Origin of the sequence: Galbibacter orientalis DSM 19592 (assembly GCF_000260115.1) — a bacterium.
Taxonomy (GTDB): Bacteria; Bacteroidota; Bacteroidia; order Flavobacteriales; family Flavobacteriaceae; genus Galbibacter; species Galbibacter orientalis.
In genome coordinates this window covers 1,441,258-1,461,466 of record NZ_JH651379.1, presented here as the reverse complement: position 1 = coordinate 1,461,466, position 20,209 = coordinate 1,441,258, and the positions used below count along the sequence as shown (strand labels likewise).

The following is a 20,209-nucleotide window of genomic DNA, read 5'->3' as shown; positions in this document are numbered from 1 at the left end:
ATGGAAATGGAACAATTTTACTACGACAACAAAATTGTAAAGAAGTTTCTTTATGCTACTATGTTCTGGGGATTAGTTGGAATGCTAGTAGGTCTACTGCTCGCATTTTTATTTATATTCCCACACCTAACCGACGGTGTCTCGTGGTTAAGCTTTGGTAGATTAAGACCTTTACACACAAATGCAGTTATTTTCGCTTTTGTAGGAAATGCAATTTTTGCTGGAGTTTATTACTCATTACAAAGACTTTTAAAAGCTAGAATGTATAGCGACTTTTTAAGTGGTTTAAATTTCTGGGGATGGCAACTTATTATTGTTGCCGCAGCAATTTCGCTCCCTTTAGGATATACTTCTTCTAAAGAATATGCAGAATTAGAATGGCCAATAGATATTGCTATTGCAGTAATATGGGTTGCCTTTGGAATTAATATGATTGGTACTATTCTTAAAAGAAGACAACGCCATTTATATGTTGCTATTTGGTTTTATTTAGGAACTTTTGTAACCGTTGCAGTATTACATATATTCAATAATATCGAACTTCCAGTTAGCGCCATGAAAAGCTATTCTGTATATGCAGGGGTGCAAGATGCTTTAGTACAATGGTGGTACGGACATAATGCAGTAGCGTTTTTCCTTACAACTCCATTTTTAGGACTTATGTATTACTTTGTTCCAAAAGCTGCCAACAGACCTATTTATTCATATAGACTATCAATTGTACATTTTTGGTCGCTAATATTTATTTATATATGGGCTGGACCTCATCATTTATTATATACTGCCTTACCAGAATGGGCTCAAAATCTAGGGGTTGCATTTTCGGTAATGTTATTAATGCCTTCTTGGGGAGGTATGATAAACGGACTCTTAACTTTACGAGGAGCTTGGGATAAAGTTCGTGTGGATCCTGTTTTAAAATTCTTTGTGGTAGCTATTACAGGTTACGGAATGGCAACATTTGAAGGCCCTTTGCTTTCTTTAAAATCTGTAAATGCTATTGGGCATTTTACCGATTGGATTATTGCACACGTACACGTAGGGGCATTAGCATGGAATGGTTTCTTAACATTTGGAATGATTTATTACCTAGTTCCAAAAATGTTCAAAACAAAGTTATATTCATTAAAATTAGCCAACTTCCACTTCTGGATTGGAACGTTAGGAATTATACTTTATGCACTTCCAATGTATGTAGCTGGATTTACACAAGCTTCCATGTGGAATCAATTTAATCCAGACGGAACGTTGCTCTACGGAAATTTCTTAGAAACAGTACAGCAAATCATTCCAATGTACGCTATGAGAGCCGCAGGAGGAACCATGTATTTAATTGGTGCTGCCATAGGGGTTTACAATGCCGTAAGAACTATTAAGCTAGGGGTAGATGTTAAGGATGAATTAGCGGAAGCTGCTCCTTTAACAAGAGTTTCTAAAAAGAGACTTTCAGGAGAAAATTTCCACAGTTGGTTAGAAAGAAAACCCGTACAATTAACAATTCTAGCAACTATAGCTATTCTAATTGGAGGAATCGTTCAAATTGTGCCCACATTATTGGTTAAATCTAATATCCCAACCATCTCAAGTGTTACGCCTTACACCCCATTAGAATTAGAAGGAAGGGATATCTATATTAGAGAAGGATGCGTTTCTTGTCATTCACAAATGATTCGTCCTTTTAGAAGTGAAGTAGAGCGCTACGGAGAATATTCCAAAGCAGGGGAATATGTTTACGATCATCCATTTTTATGGGGAAGTAAGCGTACTGGACCAGATTTACATCGTATTGGAGGAAAATATAACGACAACTGGCACTTTAACCATATGTACGATCCACAGAGTACATCCGCAGGAAGTATTATGCCTTCTTACCGTTGGTTAATTATGGACGAACTCGACCGATCTGACATAGAAGCTAAAATGAAAGCTATGGTAAAACTTGGAGTTCCATATACGGAAGAAGAAATAGCTAATGCGCAACAAGACATGGACAAACAAGCGCATACTATAGAACAAAACTTATATCAAGATCCTGATTTTAAAGAAACTTATGAAGAAGATAAGCGTGCAGCTGAACTTAATAATGAAGATTTTATAGAAATGAAAAATCGTGAAATTGTAGCGTTAATTGCTTATTTACAACGATTAGGAACTGATATAAAAATAGATTTCAATCAAGAAGAATCAACTAGTAAAACCAAATAGTTATGATGAAGTTTGTTAAAAATTACATGGAATCGATAGACGGGGTTGCAATCTACCCCATCTTTTCCCTACTTATATTTTTCGTCTTTTTTGTAATTCTATTTTGGTGGGTTTTTACTGCTAAAAAAGATTATATCAATAAATTGAGTCAGTTTCCATTAGACAATAACGATAAAACCGACCTAACATCATGAGAAATTTTACATCATATTTACGAGTTCTACTAATAGTTTTTATTGTTTTTTGTGCTGCTGAATATTTTATAGATTCTGGAAGTAAACCAGCTTTTATAGAATATCCACAAGTAGCTATATTTCTAGTATTATTTACACTACTACTTGTTGCAGTTGAAATAGTTGTAGCTTCCATGAATAGCCTTACAAAAGCGCTGTTGTCTGAAGAACAACTTAAAGAAGCTGAAGAAAATTCATGGTATAAAAACCTTCTTAAAAAACTAACCAAAACAAAACCTATTGAAGAAGAAGGGGAAATTATTTTAGATCATAATTACGACGGAATTAAAGAACTAGATAATTCATTGCCGCCATGGTGGTTATATGGATTCTATGCAAGTATACTTTTTGCAGCCATTTATTTAATTAAATATGAAGTTTTAAATGGCGATTCTCAAAAAGTAGAATATGAAAAAGAAGTTGCTGCTGCAAAAATTGCTATTGAAGAATACAAAAAAACTGCGGTAGATTTAGTAGATGCTAAAACTGTAGTAGCCTTAACAGAAGATGGGGATATTAAAAAGGGAGCTGAAATATTTAAAATAAATTGTGTTGCTTGTCACCGTGCAGATGGAGGAGGCGCTATTGGTCCTAATCTAACCGATGATTACTGGATTTTAGGGGGAGGAATAAAAAACATATTCCATACAATAACCGAAGGTGGACGAAGTGGAAAAGGAATGATTGCTTGGAAACAATCTCTCAAACCTTCTGAAATACAATTGGTTGCTAGTTATATTTTAACCTTACACGGAACAAATCCTACAGACCCAAAAGAACCAGAAGGAGATATTTGGAAAGAAGCTGAAGTAACTGAATAATAATATACAGCAACCAAAAACTATAAGGTTGTTGTGTTATACTATTCAATCTTAAAAAAGATAAACCACTTTTTTATATAGAATCAACTCCCTCGGAATGAACCCCGAAGGAATCTAACAAAACAAATAATTCTTTTTACGTAAAGCGTAAGAGAATTAAACCCTCTATAAGGGATTTAAACCTATAAAAACAGCATATGGAAACGTCCGAAGAAAATTTTAGAGATTCTATCGGTACTGTTAATGAAGAAGGGAAAAGAGCATGGGTATTTCCAAAAAAACCAAATGGAAAATTCTATACATATCGTAAATATGTGAGTTATTTCCTGCTTTCCTTTTTAATTTTAGCGCCTTTCATTAAAATTAACGGGAATCAGTTTTTGCTTTTTAATGTTTTAGAACGAAGGTTTAATATTTTTGGTTTCCCGTTTTGGCCACAAGACTTCTATCTATTTGTAATCTGCATGATTATTGGAGTAGTTTTTATTACTTTATTTACTGTAGCTTTTGGAAGAATATTTTGTGGATGGATTTGCCCACAAACCATTTTTATGGAAATGGTTTTTAGACGTATTGAATATTGGATTGATGGCGACCGTGGTGCGCAAATGCGTTTAGAAAAGCAAGAATGGAACGCAGAAAAAATTAGAAAAAGAACTTTAAAATGGTTTATCTTTTTTTGTATTTCATTTATTATAGCTAATGTTTTTCTTGCTTACCTCATTGGGAGCGATCAACTTTTACGCTATATAACCGAGAACCCATTTGACCATATTTCAACCCTTATTTCATTACTCATATTTACAGCAGTTTTCTATTTTGTTTTTGCGTGGTTTAGAGAACAGGTTTGTATTATTGCTTGTCCCTACGGAAGATTACAAGGCGTACTCCTCGACACTAAATCTATCATTGTGGCCTACGATCATAAACGTGGAGAGGCTGAAAATGGAAGAAAAAAATTCAAAAAAGGAGAAGATAGAGATGCGCTTGGGGTTGGAGATTGTATAGACTGCAAACAATGTGTAAATGTTTGCCCCACTGGAATTGATATTAGAAATGGAACACAACTAGAATGTGTTAATTGTACTGCTTGTATTGATGAGTGTAATACAATTATGGAAAAGGTGAATTTACCAAAAGGGTTAATTCGCTATGCAAGTGAAGAGAATATTGAAAAAAAGGCTTCTTTTAAACTTACTCCTAGACTAAAAGGCTATGCTGCTGTTTTATTAATTTTAATAGGTCTCCTTATAGGAATGTTATTTTTAAGAAACGATGTAGAAGCAAGTGTTCTTAGACTTCCTGGACAACTCTATGAACACAAAGGGGAGCATATTATTAGCAATGTCTATACCTTTAAAATTATCAATAAAACAGTAAAAGAAATTGATAATATTCATTTTGAATTATTAAGCCCCAAAGGAGAAGTTAAATTAGTTTCTAAGGAAAATTTTGACATTCCTAAAGAAGGATTACACGAAGGAACTTTATTTATTGAAATTGATAAAGCCTTTTTACAAAAAGATAAAACGACATTAAAAATTGGTGTCTTTAGCAACAATACATTAATCGAAACAACTTCGACTACATTTTTAGGTCCAAGAAGTTACAGAAAATAAAAAAGCCATGAAATTTAACTGGGGAACAGGAATTATTATTGCCTTTGTACTATTTATTAGTTTCATCATGTACTTTGTTATCAAGATGAATACTAACAAAATATACGACCACGATTTAGTTACCAAAGATTACTATAAAAAGGAACTCGAATACCAAAGTAAAATTAATAAAGCTCAAAAAGCTAAGGAAAAAGGATTTCAATTAAATGTTGAAAACATTGCCGAAGGGTTGCTTATTACTTTCCCTTCTGAAATTAATGTGGAGGAAGTTACAGGCGAGGTATTTCTCTATCGTCCTTCCAATAAAAAATTAGACTTTAATACTATTTTGAAACTTACTAATTCTACTTTTTTGATTCCCGAAGAAAAACTTCCTAGCGGACGTTGGAATATAGAGGTAGATTGGAGTTACCATAATGAAGGGTTTTATTATAAAAAAGAATTAAGTTTATAAAACTATGCTTTTATCTGCAGTAATATTAGGAATGTTAGGAAGCTTCCATTGTATTGGAATGTGCGGCCCTATTGCCTTTTTATTACCTTTAGATCATAAAAACAAAACAAAAAAAGCATTTCAAATTGTAATTTATCATTCAGGAAGAATTTTGACTTATGCCCTTATTGGTTTTATTTTTGGATGGCTAGGAAAAGGGCTTTTTGTAAGCGGACTACAACAACGCTTATCAATAATTATAGGCATTATTATTATTTTAATTGCATTAATTCCTTTAAAAAAAACTAAAAGTAATCTCATTACAAAAAAGATGATGCTTTGGATTTCCAGAGTACAATCGGCATTAGGAAAACAGCTTAAAAAGAAAAAAACTTCAGCACTCTTTTCAATTGGCATTTTAAATGGGTTCCTCCCATGCGGATTAGTTTATATGGCGTTATTTACTGCCATAGCATTAGGCAATCCCTACCAAAGCTCCATCTATATGGTTTTCTTCGGATTAGGAACCATTCCGTTAATGACAAGTGCTGTTTATTTAGGCAATTTCTTATCGGTTTCTGTACGAAAAAAAATAACGAAAGCAATTCCTGTTTTCGTTATCTGTATAGGTATATTATTTATTGTACGCGGCTTAGGTTTGGGAATCCCTTACCTGTCGCCATCGGACATTCAATTAATGGTAAAAGCCAATCCCGATTGTATTGTTCCTTAAAAATAATTTTTTGAGCACCCCTCTCTAAACTCTAAAAAGCTACTAAACAGTCATTGAGAATAACTTATTTTCAGGTTTTGATTTCTTTAAGTACATATCAAAAGCCATGCAAATATTTCTTACAAATGGTCTCCCCTTTTCATTTACAATAAGCCGATCTCTACAAATTGAAATTAATCCATCGTTTTCAAATTCAGATAGAGCAGTCACTACATTAGGTAAGTCTTCAAAAATGCTATCAGAACTTTCCCATGAAGTCTGAAGGTTACACATTAAATTTAAAATATGCTTCCTAATTATCAAATCTTCTTTATCTAAAACATGTCCTCGAAAAACGGGTATAATTCCTTCTTCCACCAACTGCGAGTACTCCTCTATATTTTTTACATTTTGAGCAAATGCATACCAACTATCGCTTATACTGGATGCTCCAAGCCCAATCATCATATTTGTTTTTTGGGTAGTATATCCCATAAAATTACGATGTAATTCTTTCTCATTCATCGCCATGGTTAGGCTGTCTCTTTTTAGCGCAAAATGATCCATTCCGATTTCAATATACCCCAACTCTTCCAATAATTTTTTACCAGTTTCATACAAAGTACGTTTCTCATCTCCCTTCGGAATATCATTTTCATCAAACCCTCTTTGCCCGTTTCCCTTTACCCATGGCACATGAGCATAACTATAAAAAGCTATTCGTTCTGGCATTAATAACAAGGTTTTATTGATAGTGTCTACCACATGTTCCATTTTCTGAAATGGCAAACCAAAAATTAAATCATGACTTATAGATGTGTAACCAATCTCCCTAGCTAAATCGGTCGCTTTTTTTACATTTTCAAAAGGTTGTATTCTGTGTATTGCTTGCTGTATCTCCAGATTATAATCTTGAACCCCATAACTAACCCTTCTAAACCCTAAATTATATAGTGTTTGTAAATGTTCCTTTGTTGTATTATTTGGATGTCCTTCAAAACTGAATTCATAATCATCTGCTTTTTCAGCATATTTAAAAATCCCATCGATTAATTGCTTGAGGTTTTCTGCTGAAAAAAAAGTTGGAGTCCCACCTCCTAGATGAATTTCTTTAACTTTAGGAGTAGTTTCAAATAAAAATAAATATAGTTTCCACTCTTCTAAAAGAGTTTTTATATACGGCGATTCTAATTCATGTCGTTTTGTAATTCGCTTATGACACCCACAAAAAGTACACAAGCTTTCGCAATATGGTAAATGAATATAAAGACTTAACTCTCCATTATTTTCTGAGAACGATTGCTTAATTGAAGTTTTCCATTTTTCTGAAGAGAAAGTACTTGAGTCCCAAAATGGCACTGTAGGATAACTTGTATATCTAGGCCCAGGAACATTGTATTTTTGAATTAAAGAATTACTCATAATCTCACAATTTGCCACACAAAAATACTACTATAAGCCTCTGCAAAAAATGATAATTATCAGTTAGTTATCCCCATAAATATATTATATAAAAAAAGGTCGTCTAATAAATTTAGACGACCAATGAGGGAATATTAATTAACTAACAGTATTTTATTTTGCCCACCACAATTTTGTTCCTTGCGCATCTGGTCCTTGCGTACTAATTGCAGCATTAAAATTAGGATTTGCCTGTGCTCCAGTTCCATAACGAAGCCTTTGTGGGTATGCTCCATTTAAAGTTCCTAATTCAAAAATAGTTTGGTTGTTAACTCCAGCAGCTAACTCTTGAGGGTAACCAGTTTTTCTTACAACTGCCCAAGCTTCAAAACCATCTGTATAGCTTGCCAACCAACGCTGTAATGCTATTTTTTCTAATTTCTCTTCTGTTGTTCCTACAGAAATATCAGCAATAGCACTTGATGCAATATAAGTATCTGCATCTCCTTCTCCTATATTCCATAGCTTCATAGCCTCTTTTATACCAGAAGTGAATAAAGCTTGCGCATCTCCAGAGCCAATACCTTTAACAGCAGCTTCCGCTTGTAAAAAATAAGAGTCTGCACTACTAATTATTATTTCTGGATATCCTTCTGCTTCTTTACCTCTTGGCTGGATAATAGCATCCGAAGGAGTACTAAACAGGTCATAACGAACGTATGGCATAGTTAAACCATTCATTCTAACTGGCTGACCAATATATTGCCCTGATGGTACTTCTAACACCACAGTGTTTCCATTATCTGTTCTTGTATAAGTAGCACCAGCAGCTATTAAAGCAGCTTCCATAAAATCTACTCTCTCCATAAAATCATCATCTCCATCATTTTCAAAATTAAAAGTCCCTCCTTTAGCTGGTTTTGCATAGATAGCTAACCTAGGATCGTTATTATCTTGAAGTAAATTAATAAGAGGCTGACTAACAGTCCAGTCTGATCCTACACCAAAATCATTCCATACATCTCCATAAGAAGAAGATGTCCACTCACTAATAACAAAGTCTTTTTTCATTGTTACACTACCGCTTCCAGCATCTAAAAGAGGCTGCGACATTGCTTCTGTTATAGTTTGAGTTGCAAAATTCTCACCAGGAGCTCCTAAAGCACGAGTTCCTAATCTTAACTTTAAAGTATTTGCTAATTTTTTCCACAACTGTAAATCACCTCCACAGTAAACATCATTAGCTCCTGCATCATCAATTCCTAAACCTGTTCTTTCTTCATCTCCAATAATATTCATAGCAGTATCAAGATCAGCTATAATGCCTTTATAAATTTCCATTTGAGTATCATATTTAGGAGTCAAAAACCCCTCTACTCCAGCTTCACTAAATGGAACCATACCAAAAGTATCTGTATACATTTGGTAATAAAGTCCTTTCATAATTAAGGACATTGCATACATAAACTGATTTTCAAACTCTCCTCCTTCAGCTGTTAAATCTCCAAACGATTTAATATTTCCAAAATATCCTGCGAGCCAGTCGTATGCCGCATCTGTATATCCAGGATCATAAGTGTATGAAAGTCCATCTGCCCACCAGCTTTGGTTCATTCCAAAAGTAAAATGCCCCGCAAATCTATCGGTATGAATTAAATGTGCTCTCCAATATTCGAAACGACCAGGAGCATATAGACCAACCTGAGCACTAGTTAAGAAATATTTTGCACTCACCTCATCTGAGGTAAAGCCTTGATTATTTGTGTTTATTTCGTCAAAATCTTTTGTACAAGATATTCCTACTAGGAGGCACAAAAGACCTGTTATATATTTGAATTTTTTCATGGCGTACATTTTTAAAATTTAACGTTCAAACTAAGTCCGATGCTTCTTGTTGTTGGAAGCGCATAAAATAACACTCCTTGCCCCAAGTTAGAAGTTGAGTAACTAGATTCTGGATCAAAATTATCAGCTTCTTTGTAAATAAAGAATAAGTTTCTACCTACTGCACTTAAAGACAAACCTGTTAAGAAGGAGCGATCCAAAAATTTAGAAGGTAAGTTATAAGTTAAACTCAATTCTCTTAAACGTACATTTGTTTGAGAAAACACATATTCTGAACCTATCCCACTTACAGCCCCCCAATATTCTTGAGCAGTAATATTCTCTGTATTTTGGGTGTAATTACCATTACCGTCATCAATAACACCATCTACTACAACACCACCATCTCTGTATTGTAAAGATTTTTTAGAAACTCCTGTTGCATCAAGTTGTGCATCTGTATAAGAAAATACTTCTCCACCAACTCTAAAATCAACTAAAGCGTTTAATGTAAAATCTTTAATTCTAAAAGTATTTGTAAAACCTCCTGAAAAATCTGGCTGATAATTTCCTACTTTCACACGCTCTGAAGTTGCTTGTGGGCGACCTTCAGCAGTTAAAACAAGGTCTCCATTATCGTTACGCAACCAATCGGTAGCATAGATATCTCCATATCCTTCTCCTACTTGAGCTCTTACATCTACAATCCCTCCATTACTAGAACTAAAAGTAAAGTTTTCTTGCCCATCAATTAAACTTACTAATTCGTTTTTATTCTTAGCCATATTTACAGAGACATCCCAACCAAAGTTCTGATTGCTTACTGGAGTTCCTCCCACTAATATCTCAAAACCTTTGTTAGTAATCTCCCCTACATTTTCTCTAAAGAAATCGTATCCAGTACCAGGATCTACAGGAACATCAAAGATTAAGTTTTTACTACTAATATCGTAATAAGCAAAGTCTGCATATAATCTATTATTGAAAGCTTTGAACTCTAAACCAAATTCATTTGATTTTACATCTTCTGGCTGAAGGCTTTCACTAAATCTAATATTAGGTCTATTAATTTGTGTGTTTCCTAAATATCCATTTGATGCTACTGAAAATAAATTTACTATTTGCTGAGCCCCAGTGTCGTTACCAACACTAGCTGTACTTGCTTTAAGCTTCAATAAGTTAATATTAGACTCTTGAAGATTAAATATTTCATTTAAAAGTACACTCACACTAGCAGAACTATAAAAATACGATCTGTTTTCTGCTGCCAATGCAGAAGACCAATCATTTCTAGCAGTAAGATCTAAATACACCATATCGTTATAAGAAAATGATGTAGATCCATAAACCGAGTTAACCCTTTTCTCTATTAAATCTGACTGTGTTGCTGTAAGTTGAGAACCATCTGTATTATCTAAAAAATACTTTCCTGGAATCTTAAAATCATATCCATTTGTAGAAGAAGAAATAAAAGTAGAATGTCTCATGTTCCCTCCTGCATTTGCAGAAATATTAAAGTTCCCTCCTACATCTTTATTAAACATTAATAAGAAATCGTAATTTGTTTCTGTTCTATCATTTTTACTAAAACGGATTCTTCCATCAGGAAAAAAGTGATGTCCAGTTGCTTCATATGCCTCAGTATCTTGTTGAACTGCATCTGTACCAACTCTAGCAAAAGCAGATAACCAATCTGTAAATTTATATTCTAATTTTGCAAATCCAGTAACACGGGTTCTTGTATCTCCATTATAATCGTTTTCTAACATCCAATATGGGTTTCCACCTGAAGATGTTGGAGCAATAACTCTATATGGATTGGTAGGATCTATTGGATTTTCTAAATCTTGATAATTCTTTAAATCATTAACATCAATATTTCTTGCTAAAGGATACACATAAGCAACAACTCCTTCTGTTCCTTGAGTTGGTCTATTTTTAGCATCCTGTAAAAAATAAGTGATTTTAGCATCTAAAGATAATTTATCAGAAAGATTTGCTGTACCTCTTAAATTAAAATTATTACGTTTTACATTAGAGTTTGGTAAGATTGATTCTAAGTCAGAATTTGTATAAGAAAAACGTACTGTTGCTTTTTCTGAACCAGCTGTTAAAGCCAAAGTATTAACCATACTTGATCCGGTTTCAAAAAAATCTTTTACATTATTTGGCTGTGCAGAATATGGCTTCATTGTTCCATCAAATTCAAGACGTTGAGAACCATCAAATCTTGGACCCCATGATCCACCATTGCTAGTTACTGAATTTACTTGTGTTGCCAAATCTGCTGTAGAATCTACCTGAGGAAAATTCCCATTATTACCTCTTCCGAATTGATTTTGGTATTCTGGTAATACTAAAGGAGTATCAAAAGTAGCACTAGAGGTATAAGAAACTCCAAGTCCTTTTGTTCTTCTTCCACTTTTGGTTGTTATAATAATAACCCCATTACTAGCTCTAGACCCATAAAGTGCTGCTGCATTTGGTCCTTTTAATATCGACATACTTTCTATATCGTCTGGATTTATATCCGAGATTCCATTTCCTAAATCTGGAACAGAATATTCAGCTCCATTAGAAGTTGCTAAAGAAGTGTTATCTATTGGCACCCCATCAACAACATATAAAGGTTGATTGTTCCCTGTAATAGAATTATTTCCACGAATAACAACTCTAGTTCCACCTCCTACTCCAGAAGTAGATTTGGTAACTACAACCCCAGCTACTTTACCTGCTAAAGAACTAGCTACGTTAGACTCTTTTACTAAAGAAACACTCTCTCCGTCTAATTCGGTAACAGAATATCCTAAGGATTTTTTATCTCTAGTTAAACCTAAAGATGTTACAACTACCTCATCTAATTGCTGAGCATCTACACTCATGGAAATGGTAAAATTGGTTTTTCCAGTTGTATTTAATTCTTGAGAGGAATATCCTATCATTGTAATTACTAATGTTGCATCTTGTGCTACACCATCTAGAGTGAAATTCCCATCAAAATCTGTAGAGGTTCCATTACTTGTACCTTTCACAACTACGGTTACACCTGGCAATGGCATTCCGTCATCACCATCTGTGACTGTACCTGATACAGTTTTTTCTTGCGCCAGTAATACATTACTGAATAAAAGAAACGCAAACACCAAAATAGGTAATAGTTTTTTACGCATAAATTATATTTTTAAGTTTGTTGATTGAAAAATTGTTAAAACACAAGTGAATTAACAATAAGTTTACTAAATGTTAAAAAATACTTAATAAAAGTAAAAATATTTCGACAAACAACGTAAGAAAAGTTACAAACAACAAAAAATCAAACATAACCGTCTTTCTAAGAATGTTAACAGTTTTATTTTCTAGAATCTAAGTATTTGAAAAACAGAAAGAGTACTGCTTAAAACGAGAAAAAGTAAATATAGACTCTAGCCATATACCCCATTATTTATAGTATAATCCAATACTTTATTAATACAAAAAAAGGTAGCCAAGAATTTATTAGAAATGGCAAAAAAAGAAGGCTGTCTTTTCAGACAGCCCCTTTTATCAATTAAAATTTATTATACTATTTATCCCACCAAACTCTAGTAGTTAATAAATCAGGTTGTCTAGCAATCACTTCTTCATAATTTTCTTTATTAATACTTTGTTCGCTAGTTGAGTATGTTAATCTTCTTGGTATAGTACCATTGGTTTCATTTCCAGGAAAGTTTACAGCTATTAAAACTGGATAACCCACTCTTCTCCAGTTTGCATAAGCCTCATACTCATTTAAGAATGTAGCAGCCCAATATTGTGTGTTAATTTGCTGCAAAGCATTAGCGGAGTCATAAGGATTATCAAGAAGATATTGATCAATTTCTGAATCGCCGATTGTAGCAGCTTCCCCATAAATTGCCAACATTTTCATTGCCGCACGAACACCTGCATTATAATGTTCTTCTGGATCTCCAGCTAACCCCCATCTCTCTCCTGCCTCTGCAAGCATAAACTCAACTTCTGCATATGTTTGGAAAAACATAGGAGCATCTTCCCCTGTAATTATATTTCTATTAGGTTCTGCATATGCTTCAGAGTCTGTTTCTCCCGTTGATTCTTCTAAAAGATTAGAATCCAATCCATTTGGCAACCCAATTAAATCAGCAACATCTGTACTTCCATCACTTTTTCTTGCTGCTAGAATTGGCAACCTTGGATCCCCTTGCAGGAAGTCAACAAAAGTTTTGCTCATTCGCATATTGTTATCGGCAGTAAAAACCTCCCCATTTCCATTTTTATTAATCCCTTCTGGCCCTAGTGCATGTTCAATATAAGCAATGTCATCATTAGACATCATTACACCGCCATTTATAGCTTTGGTAACCCATTCTTTAGAAGCAGCTGGATCCACTTTTATCAATCTAAATCCTAAACGCATCATCATAGAGTAAGCAAAGCGTTTCCATTTAGCTTGGTCTCCTTGAAACATTAAATCTGCTGCTCCAAAACCAGAGGTTCCACTTCCCAAAACACTAGCCGATTCTTCAAGTTCCTTCAGCATATCCATATAGATAAAGCTTTGCTCATCATAAGCTGGGGTAAAAACACCATCAGTATATGCAGCTCCAGCTTCAGAATATGGTACATCTCCATATAAGTCTGTTAACCTATGATAAATAAACACTCTCATAATTCGAGTAATTGCCTTCATTTCTTCTGGTTGTCCTTCTTCCTCAATTTGGACTAACATATCTTCTACAGTTTTAACAGCATTTCCATAGATTCTATCAATCATTGAAGAAGCATATCCTTTCTCCCATGTATACTTATCTCCGGACCAATAACCAGCTGTAGTAGAAAAATGCTGCATCATGGTAGAGCAATAAATAAGGTTTGCCCTCCAGTTCTCATACCGCTCCCCAGAAGTAAATAATTGTGTTGAAGTTAACTTTGTAGTTACCCCTACTTGAGAGGGTTTCGTAGGATTTACATTTATTTCTTCAAATCCTTTATCACAACTTGAAAAAACAAGCATAAAACATAAGGATGCATATATAATCTTTTTCATAAATTTAAAATTTAATATTAACATTTAAACCATATGTTCTTGTTGGAGGTACTCCATAGTATTCAAGACCTTGAGCATTCCCAACATTGTAAGCACTTTCGGGGTCAATATTATCTACACTTCTCATAATGTAAAATAAATTTTGTCCAACTATAGACATTGTAATTCCATCAATAAAAACATTCTTTAAAATTGAAGAAGGCATATTATAGCTAACACTTAATTGTCTTAATTTTATAAAGTCTGAATCTTCAACAAACTGTTCAGCTATCCTGCTTATTCTTCCATAGTATGTCTGTAAATCTTCTGGTGCTACTGTAGCAGTAAAAGATGAACCAGTATCTCCATTTATTCCAGAAACTTCTAATCCATTAGCTCTTCCTTCCAATGTAGCTTTATGCATACCATTTCCATAAGTAACCGTATTAGTTCCTGAAAATATTTGACCTCCAAACTTACCATCAATTAAAAAACTTAATGAAAAGTCTTTATACCTAAGAGTGTTACTAAAACCAAAAGTCCAAGGTGGAATTCCTTCTCCTAAAATTTCTCGTCCTCCTTCTCTAGCAAGAGGAACTCCATCATCGGATATATCATAAACAATAGCGCCATTATCATCTCTTACATAAGAAACACCAACAATAGTTCCATAAGGTTCCCCTACAATTTGCTTAATTTCCACATTTTGTGTTCTTGGCTCTCCAAGTGTAATATCTCCATTCTTTTCATTTGTTGCAACTACAATGCTTTCATTAAAAGATCCATTAATACTAGTTCTCCAACTAAAATTTTCTGAGCTCACAGGTGTTCCAGAAAGTAAAAACTCAACCCCTTTGTTTTGTAATACTCCTACATTTTCAACCGCAGTGCTATATCCAGAAAAAACTGAAGTAGTTACTGGAACTATATCATTTGTTGTTTCATTTTTATACAGAGCTAAATCTAATGACAATCTATTATTAAAAAACCTTGAATCTAATCCTACTTCATACTCTTCCTTATTAAAAGCTATTAAATTTGCATTTGGAACTCCACTACCATTAATTCTACCTAAAGACTGCCCTTGATGGCCTTGTGCAAATATTTCATAATTCAATGCTAGTCGATAAGGTTCTTGAGCTCCTCCTGCAACTTCTGAATAGCCTCCTCTTAATTTTAGGAAGCTAACAGCTCCCTCCATATTAAATGCATCAGACAATACAAGGCTGGCATTAACTGATGGATAAAAATCATCATTCGGAGTTGTTTTTCCTGGATATGACAATGTGGAGAACCAGTCGTTTCTTCCTGTTAAAGTTATAAATGCAAAGTCTTTATAGGAAAATTCTAAAGATCCATATAAAGCACCTATTTTTCGTTCTCCACCAACCATAACTCCATTGATCTCAGTTCCGTAATACCTATATCTAGACTGATTTTGTGTATTCCCAACATCTTCTAGTCCTTGAACGATAAAGTTTTCACCCCGCTGCCCCAATGTCTCCTCTTTTATAGAATTACTATTGGCACCAAACAATGCTGAAACACCAAATGATTCAGAAATATCTCCTTCAATTCCGAGCATTAAATCAGCATCCACTTGAGTATACCTTACTTCACTTTCTACAATGGCTCCTAATGGTCTATATGCCGTACCATATGGTTCCACTGAGGTTTTTCTGATTGTATAATGGTCTGTCCCTGCTCTCCCCATAACATATATCCAATCGTTTATATCATATTTAAGAGATGCAGATGCTATAATTCTATTTCGAACATCTTCGTTTCTAAAATTGTATGCAGCAAAATATGGGTTTTGAGAATAAATATTATTAGAATAAACTCTCTCAGTACCATCTGGATTTGTTCCTGGCTCCATATCTCTTACGTCCAAGTTTGGAGGCAAATTTGCTACAGTAAAGTTTGCATTCCCAGGAGCATCGGAAAGTCTTGGTCTATTATTAGCATTCTCAATGATATACTTTGCATTTACTTGAGTTGTTAATCTCTCAGCTAATACTGCATCTGCATTTAAAGAAAAGGATTTACGATTTATTCTTGAATTAGGCATTATATCCTTGGTATCAAAATCTGATGCCGAAAAACGATAATTTAAACCTTCTGTAGATTTTGTCAAAGAAACTGTATTAACTAAGGTAGTTCCAGTTCTATAAAAACGCTTAAAGTTATCCCCAACATATGAATACGGTCTTGATACGCCATCCCATTGCACCACTGAAGATCCGTCTAGTTTTGCACCCCATGCAGACAAGCCAATATCCAATGCTGCTTCTTTATTACTTGGTTTTCTTCCAAAGTTCCCTTGTCCGTACTCAGTTTGAAAATCTTGAATATTATTATTAATATTTACAAAATTAATCGAGCTACTCACTTCAACTCCAAAGCCCTTTTGCTTTTTTCCAGACTTGGTTGTAATCAAAATAACTCCATTAGATGCTCTAGAACCATACAATGCTGAAGCCGCTCCTCCTTTTAGTACACTTATAGATTCAACATCATCTGGATTAATACTAGATATTCCATCTCCTCCATCATTTCCTCCGTATAAACCAGCCTCTCCATTATTTTGATTACTAATTGGAATTCCATCAACTACATATAATGGTTGATTATTTCCTGTTAATGAACTTGGCCCTCTAATAATAACTCTACTTGAACCTCCAGCTCCAGTTGAGTTTTGGGTAATGTTAACACCCGCAATCTTACCTTGTAAAGAATTAATTGCATTTGTTTGTTTTACAGTAGACATTTCATCTCCACTAACTTCTGTTAAGGAATACCCTAACGCTTTAGTTTCTTTTCTAATACCCAAAGCTGTAACCACTACTTCATCAAGAGCCTCAGCATCTTGAGCCAATGTTACATTAATGTTACTAGAAGCATCCACAGTTCTCTCTTCTGTTTTTTGACCTACAAAAGAAAAAACTAATACATTTCCTAAATTCACTTCAATGGAATAATTTCCATCAAAATCTGTTTGGGTTCCATTAGAAGTCCCTTTAACAGATACACTTGCACCAGGTAATGGCATTCCATTTTCATCGGAAACCACACCCTTAACAACTATGTCTTGTGCCAATATTACATTACTGAACAAAACAAACGCAAACACCAAAAAGGCTAATAGCTTTTTACGCATAAATTACATATTTAAGTTAGTTGACTGAATAATTGTTAATGCCTTCGAGGCGTTAACAGAAAATTTACTAAATGTTAATGAAAACTTAATTAATTAAAAACTATTTTCGACGAACAACAGATAATATGCTATAAATAACATAAAAACTAAGACTTTCAGTTTATCTTAAATACTTATATAGGTATTATCTACTATATAACCTGGTATATACCACACGATTACCCTTTTGAAAAAATAACCTCAATCAAAAAAATTATACTCAATAAAAAATTAACCAATTCTCAAAAAACTTTATTACGAATGAAATTGATAAAATAAGAAAGGGTATATATTGAGGATTTACTATTATTGAAAAATAAAAAGACCCTTGAAAAAATTCAAGAGTCTTTTAATATTACTATTTTATGTGTAAAACTTATTAATCTATTTTGAAGCCTTAATTGCTATAAATTGTGCTTCTGTTATGGCATTTCCATCAAAGAAAGAAATTCCCTTTGCACCATTATCTTTTGCTAATTTAATAGCTGTAGAAACATCTTCTGCAGACATCGTAGGAACAAAAACTCCTGTGTGTAGCTCTGTATTCATTCCTTCAAGGTCTTTAACCCCCTGCCCAGTTGCAAATCCTATCCAATCTATTTCTTCATTATAGAAATTATTATAAATCATAGGTAATACCATATCAATATCCCATTTATCCCAACGTTGACGAACCATATGATCTGCCATTTCAGGATAGGGAAATACTGCTGCAGTAAGCTTTTTGTTGTATTTATGAGCAATTTTATAGGCATCGTCTACCACAGCTTTAACTTTGTTTAATCGAAATTGCTTCCATTCCATATCGATAGCTGGATTTTCAAAATCTCTTGGGTTTTTGTGATGAATTTTCTCAAATTCAGCAACACAAACATCACAATAACAAAAATCAAATTCTGGTAATTCAACTTCTTGTTTTAAATTATATTTTGGTAATAATCCTATTGGTAGAAAAATATCAGAATACCGTATGTAATCCAAATGCACACTTGCAACCCCCTCTACTTTTGCCAAACCTTCAACTAAATCTAGTACATGGCCACGAGATTCTTTTCGGGTTGGACACATCCATTGATAGTAATCTACATAAGGGCGGGTATCAAAACACGATTTCCCTTCTCTACTTACAGCATACCAATCTGGATGTTGTAATGCTACAGAATCTCCAGGACGATTCATCGCCATAATCCATGCGTGTACCTCTAAGCCTTCTTTGGTTGCTATTGGTGTTAAACGTTCTAAAAGCTTCGGATCTGTATTTGTATTAATTAAAACCGCATCAATTCCGTTAGATTTATACTTAGCAAACTCTCTCTGGTAGGAGGTGTCTGCACGCTGAGCATTTGCAGTTGTCCATGTCCAATATTTAAAATCCTTTTCTTCTTTAGGAGTCTCAACTTGTTTAATCTCCTTATCTCTTTTAACCTCTTTCTTTTCGCTACAAGAAACAAACACAAAGAGCATTGTAAGGATAGCTAATTTTAATAATTTCATAGTATAGTGGTTTAGTTATTAGTTTTGGTTTTAAATGCGCCGTCTTCACTGAGAATTAATTGTTTATCTGTAAACGGACTATCAACGATAAGATTCCATCCCTGACTATGAGCTTCTAGCATCACTTCAATTTCTTTTCCTTCAATAACAATAGGGCTTGTAATTAATTTTTGAGAAGATTCTATCCAAGCCCCGTTTTTTCGTTGATATTCTTTTTGCTTTCTATATAAATTGTAGAGTTCTAACTTTATTTTTTCATCTAAAGGAACTATAAATTCATCTTTAGAATTTTCTCTTTCTTCTGAAGAAAAATATACATATCCCCACCACTCTGGCTCATGCATATTTACAACCCATTGCGGAGACCAAACCCAATTATATTCTGGAAGATATTTTCCGTTAGCTCCTTGTTTTCGTTGATATGTGTCTTGATTTAGTTGATAATCCCAATTAACTCTTGAGAAGTTGATTCTCCAATAATTGTCTACTGGAATTTTATTATCCCCAGCTTCTATTAAAGAAGTCCAAGGCATTGCAATTTCAACACTCCAGCCTTTATCAATATCTGAAGTATTATTTATGGTTCCATTAATATGAACCGCAGTTTTAATACCCTTTATATCCCAGTTATCTATTACTTTCCCTCCTTCTCTATAAGGTTTTGTTAGATATAAATCCCATAAAGTATTTAAGGCATTCATCTCAAATTCCATATAATTGTATGTATCGCCATCGGGGTCTATAAAAATTTCGAAATCATTATTATAAAATATAATGGTATCGCGCTGTTTTAATGTTGCCCAAACATGTGGCTCTTCTAATTCAGCATAGAAATATAAATATTTTTCATCCCAAAGCATTTTAACACGCGTTTGATAACGTGGTTTTTTTGCCCCTTCAATATCTATAAAGTCTGAGGTCCATTTTGCACTTCCCCAAGAAGCTTCCTCTCCTTTTCCATCAATGCTTATACTTTCTGAAGTTTTATGAGCGATATAAGATTTCGGCACAACCATTTTCTGTTGAGCAGACACGCCACTTAACTGCAAAAAAACTAAAAATCCGACAAGACTCTTTTTAAAAGAAAAATACATATTCTGTATATTAATGAAAACTAAAAAGGACACCTTAGTGTCCTTTTATTACTATCCTAAAATTTCAATTTTATATTTATATTATAAAATCAATTAGACCAACAACATTTTTTTATTGCCATACACCGTAAAATCGTCGACTTTCAGTATC

Annotated in this window: 13 protein-coding genes; 6 read left to right on the top strand and 7 right to left on the bottom strand. The window is 33.8% G+C overall.

Annotated elements, in window-relative coordinates; translation table 11 throughout:
- The 6 genes from ccoN to JOOMADRAFT_RS06500 all read left to right on the top strand — a co-directional run bounded on the left by ccoN (nucleotide 1) and on the right by JOOMADRAFT_RS06500 (nucleotide 6,044).
- Nucleotides 1-2,205, top strand: a complete 2,205-nt coding sequence (gene ccoN, locus JOOMADRAFT_RS06525) for a cytochrome-c oxidase, cbb3-type subunit I (protein WP_040879579.1) — start codon at nucleotides 1-3, stop codon at nucleotides 2,203-2,205.
- A gap of 2 nt (nucleotides 2,206-2,207) precedes the next feature.
- Nucleotides 2,208-2,399, top strand: a complete 192-nt coding sequence (locus JOOMADRAFT_RS06520) for a hypothetical protein (RefSeq protein WP_008612097.1) — start codon at nucleotides 2,208-2,210, stop codon at nucleotides 2,397-2,399.
- Nucleotides 2,396-3,259, top strand: a complete 864-nt coding sequence (locus JOOMADRAFT_RS06515) for a cbb3-type cytochrome c oxidase N-terminal domain-containing protein (protein ID WP_008612096.1) — start codon at nucleotides 2,396-2,398, stop codon at nucleotides 3,257-3,259. Before JOOMADRAFT_RS06520 ends, JOOMADRAFT_RS06515 begins: the two co-directional genes overlap by 4 nt.
- A gap of 197 nt (nucleotides 3,260-3,456) precedes the next feature.
- Entirely contained in the window at nucleotides 3,457-4,878 is a 1,422-nt protein-coding gene (gene ccoG / locus JOOMADRAFT_RS06510; protein WP_008612095.1) for a cytochrome c oxidase accessory protein CcoG, read from the top strand.
- Nucleotides 4,879-4,885: 7 nt separating this feature from the next.
- Nucleotides 4,886-5,332 (top strand): FixH family protein, encoded by a 447-nt coding sequence (locus JOOMADRAFT_RS06505; protein WP_008612094.1) that lies wholly within the window; start codon nucleotides 4,886-4,888, stop codon nucleotides 5,330-5,332.
- A 4-nt stretch (nucleotides 5,333-5,336) separates the two neighbouring features.
- Nucleotides 5,337-6,044 (top strand): sulfite exporter TauE/SafE family protein, encoded by a 708-nt coding sequence (locus tag JOOMADRAFT_RS06500; RefSeq protein ID WP_008612093.1) that lies wholly within the window; start codon nucleotides 5,337-5,339, stop codon nucleotides 6,042-6,044.
- Between the two features lie 42 nt (nucleotides 6,045-6,086).
- Here the strand turns inward: JOOMADRAFT_RS06500 and hemN are convergent, their stop codons facing one another.
- The 7 genes from hemN to JOOMADRAFT_RS06465 form a co-directional block, all read right to left on the bottom strand.
- Nucleotides 6,087-7,445: an oxygen-independent coproporphyrinogen III oxidase gene (gene hemN, locus JOOMADRAFT_RS06495; RefSeq protein WP_008612092.1), complete on the bottom strand. Its 1,359-nt coding sequence runs from the start codon at nucleotides 7,443-7,445 to the stop codon at nucleotides 6,087-6,089.
- Between the two features lie 153 nt (nucleotides 7,446-7,598).
- On the bottom strand, nucleotides 7,599-9,269 hold the full coding sequence (locus tag JOOMADRAFT_RS06490; RefSeq protein WP_008612091.1) for a SusD/RagB family nutrient-binding outer membrane lipoprotein: 1,671 nt from the start codon (nucleotides 9,267-9,269) through the stop codon (nucleotides 7,599-7,601).
- A gap of 11 nt (nucleotides 9,270-9,280) precedes the next feature.
- Entirely contained in the window at nucleotides 9,281-12,418 is a 3,138-nt protein-coding gene (locus tag JOOMADRAFT_RS06485; protein ID WP_008612090.1) for a SusC/RagA family TonB-linked outer membrane protein, read from the bottom strand.
- A 392-nt stretch (nucleotides 12,419-12,810) separates the two neighbouring features.
- A complete protein-coding gene (locus JOOMADRAFT_RS06480; RefSeq protein ID WP_008612088.1) occupies nucleotides 12,811-14,292 on the bottom strand; it encodes a SusD/RagB family nutrient-binding outer membrane lipoprotein in 1,482 nt (493 codons plus the stop codon).
- A 4-nt stretch (nucleotides 14,293-14,296) separates the two neighbouring features.
- Nucleotides 14,297-17,431: a SusC/RagA family TonB-linked outer membrane protein gene (locus JOOMADRAFT_RS06475; RefSeq protein ID WP_008612087.1), complete on the bottom strand. Its 3,135-nt coding sequence runs from the start codon at nucleotides 17,429-17,431 to the stop codon at nucleotides 14,297-14,299.
- Between the two features lie 423 nt (nucleotides 17,432-17,854).
- The gene (locus tag JOOMADRAFT_RS06470; RefSeq protein WP_008612086.1) at nucleotides 17,855-18,964 is read right to left on the bottom strand and encodes a glycoside hydrolase family 10 protein; all 1,110 of its coding nucleotides are present in this window, start codon (nucleotides 18,962-18,964) and stop codon (nucleotides 17,855-17,857) included.
- An 11-nt stretch (nucleotides 18,965-18,975) separates the two neighbouring features.
- Nucleotides 18,976-20,058 carry a carbohydrate-binding family 9-like protein gene (locus JOOMADRAFT_RS06465; RefSeq protein WP_008612085.1) on the bottom strand — a complete coding sequence of 361 codons (1,083 nt, stop codon included), beginning with the start codon at nucleotides 20,056-20,058 and terminating at the stop codon, nucleotides 18,976-18,978.
- Nucleotides 20,059-20,209 lie beyond the last annotated feature (151 nt).

Bases quoted from the DNA above. Each gene is read 5' to 3' on its own strand.
- JOOMADRAFT_RS06520 (WP_008612097.1), top strand. From the start codon at position 2,208: ATGATGAAGTTTGTTAAAAATTACATGGAATCGATAGACGGGGTTGCA.
- JOOMADRAFT_RS06465 (WP_008612085.1), bottom strand. From the start codon at position 20,058: ATGTATTTTTCTTTTAAAAAGAGTCTTGTCGGATTTTTAGTTTTTTTG.
- JOOMADRAFT_RS06480 (WP_008612088.1), bottom strand. From the start codon at position 14,292: ATGAAAAAGATTATATATGCATCCTTATGTTTTATGCTTGTTTTTTCA.
- JOOMADRAFT_RS06475 (WP_008612087.1), bottom strand. From the start codon at position 17,431: ATGCGTAAAAAGCTATTAGCCTTTTTGGTGTTTGCGTTTGTTTTGTTC.
- JOOMADRAFT_RS06485 (WP_008612090.1), bottom strand. From the start codon at position 12,418: ATGCGTAAAAAACTATTACCTATTTTGGTGTTTGCGTTTCTTTTATTC.
- JOOMADRAFT_RS06490 (WP_008612091.1), bottom strand. From the start codon at position 9,269: ATGAAAAAATTCAAATATATAACAGGTCTTTTGTGCCTCCTAGTAGGA.
- JOOMADRAFT_RS06470 (WP_008612086.1), bottom strand. From the start codon at position 18,964: ATGAAATTATTAAAATTAGCTATCCTTACAATGCTCTTTGTGTTTGTT.
- JOOMADRAFT_RS06515 (WP_008612096.1), top strand. From the start codon at position 2,396: ATGAGAAATTTTACATCATATTTACGAGTTCTACTAATAGTTTTTATT.
- ccoN (WP_040879579.1), top strand. From the start codon at position 1: ATGGAAATGGAACAATTTTACTACGACAACAAAATTGTAAAGAAGTTT.
- JOOMADRAFT_RS06500 (WP_008612093.1), top strand. From the start codon at position 5,337: ATGCTTTTATCTGCAGTAATATTAGGAATGTTAGGAAGCTTCCATTGT.
- JOOMADRAFT_RS06505 (WP_008612094.1), top strand. From the start codon at position 4,886: ATGAAATTTAACTGGGGAACAGGAATTATTATTGCCTTTGTACTATTT.
- hemN (WP_008612092.1), bottom strand. From the start codon at position 7,445: ATGAGTAATTCTTTAATTCAAAAATACAATGTTCCTGGGCCTAGATAT.
- ccoG (WP_008612095.1), top strand. From the start codon at position 3,457: ATGGAAACGTCCGAAGAAAATTTTAGAGATTCTATCGGTACTGTTAAT.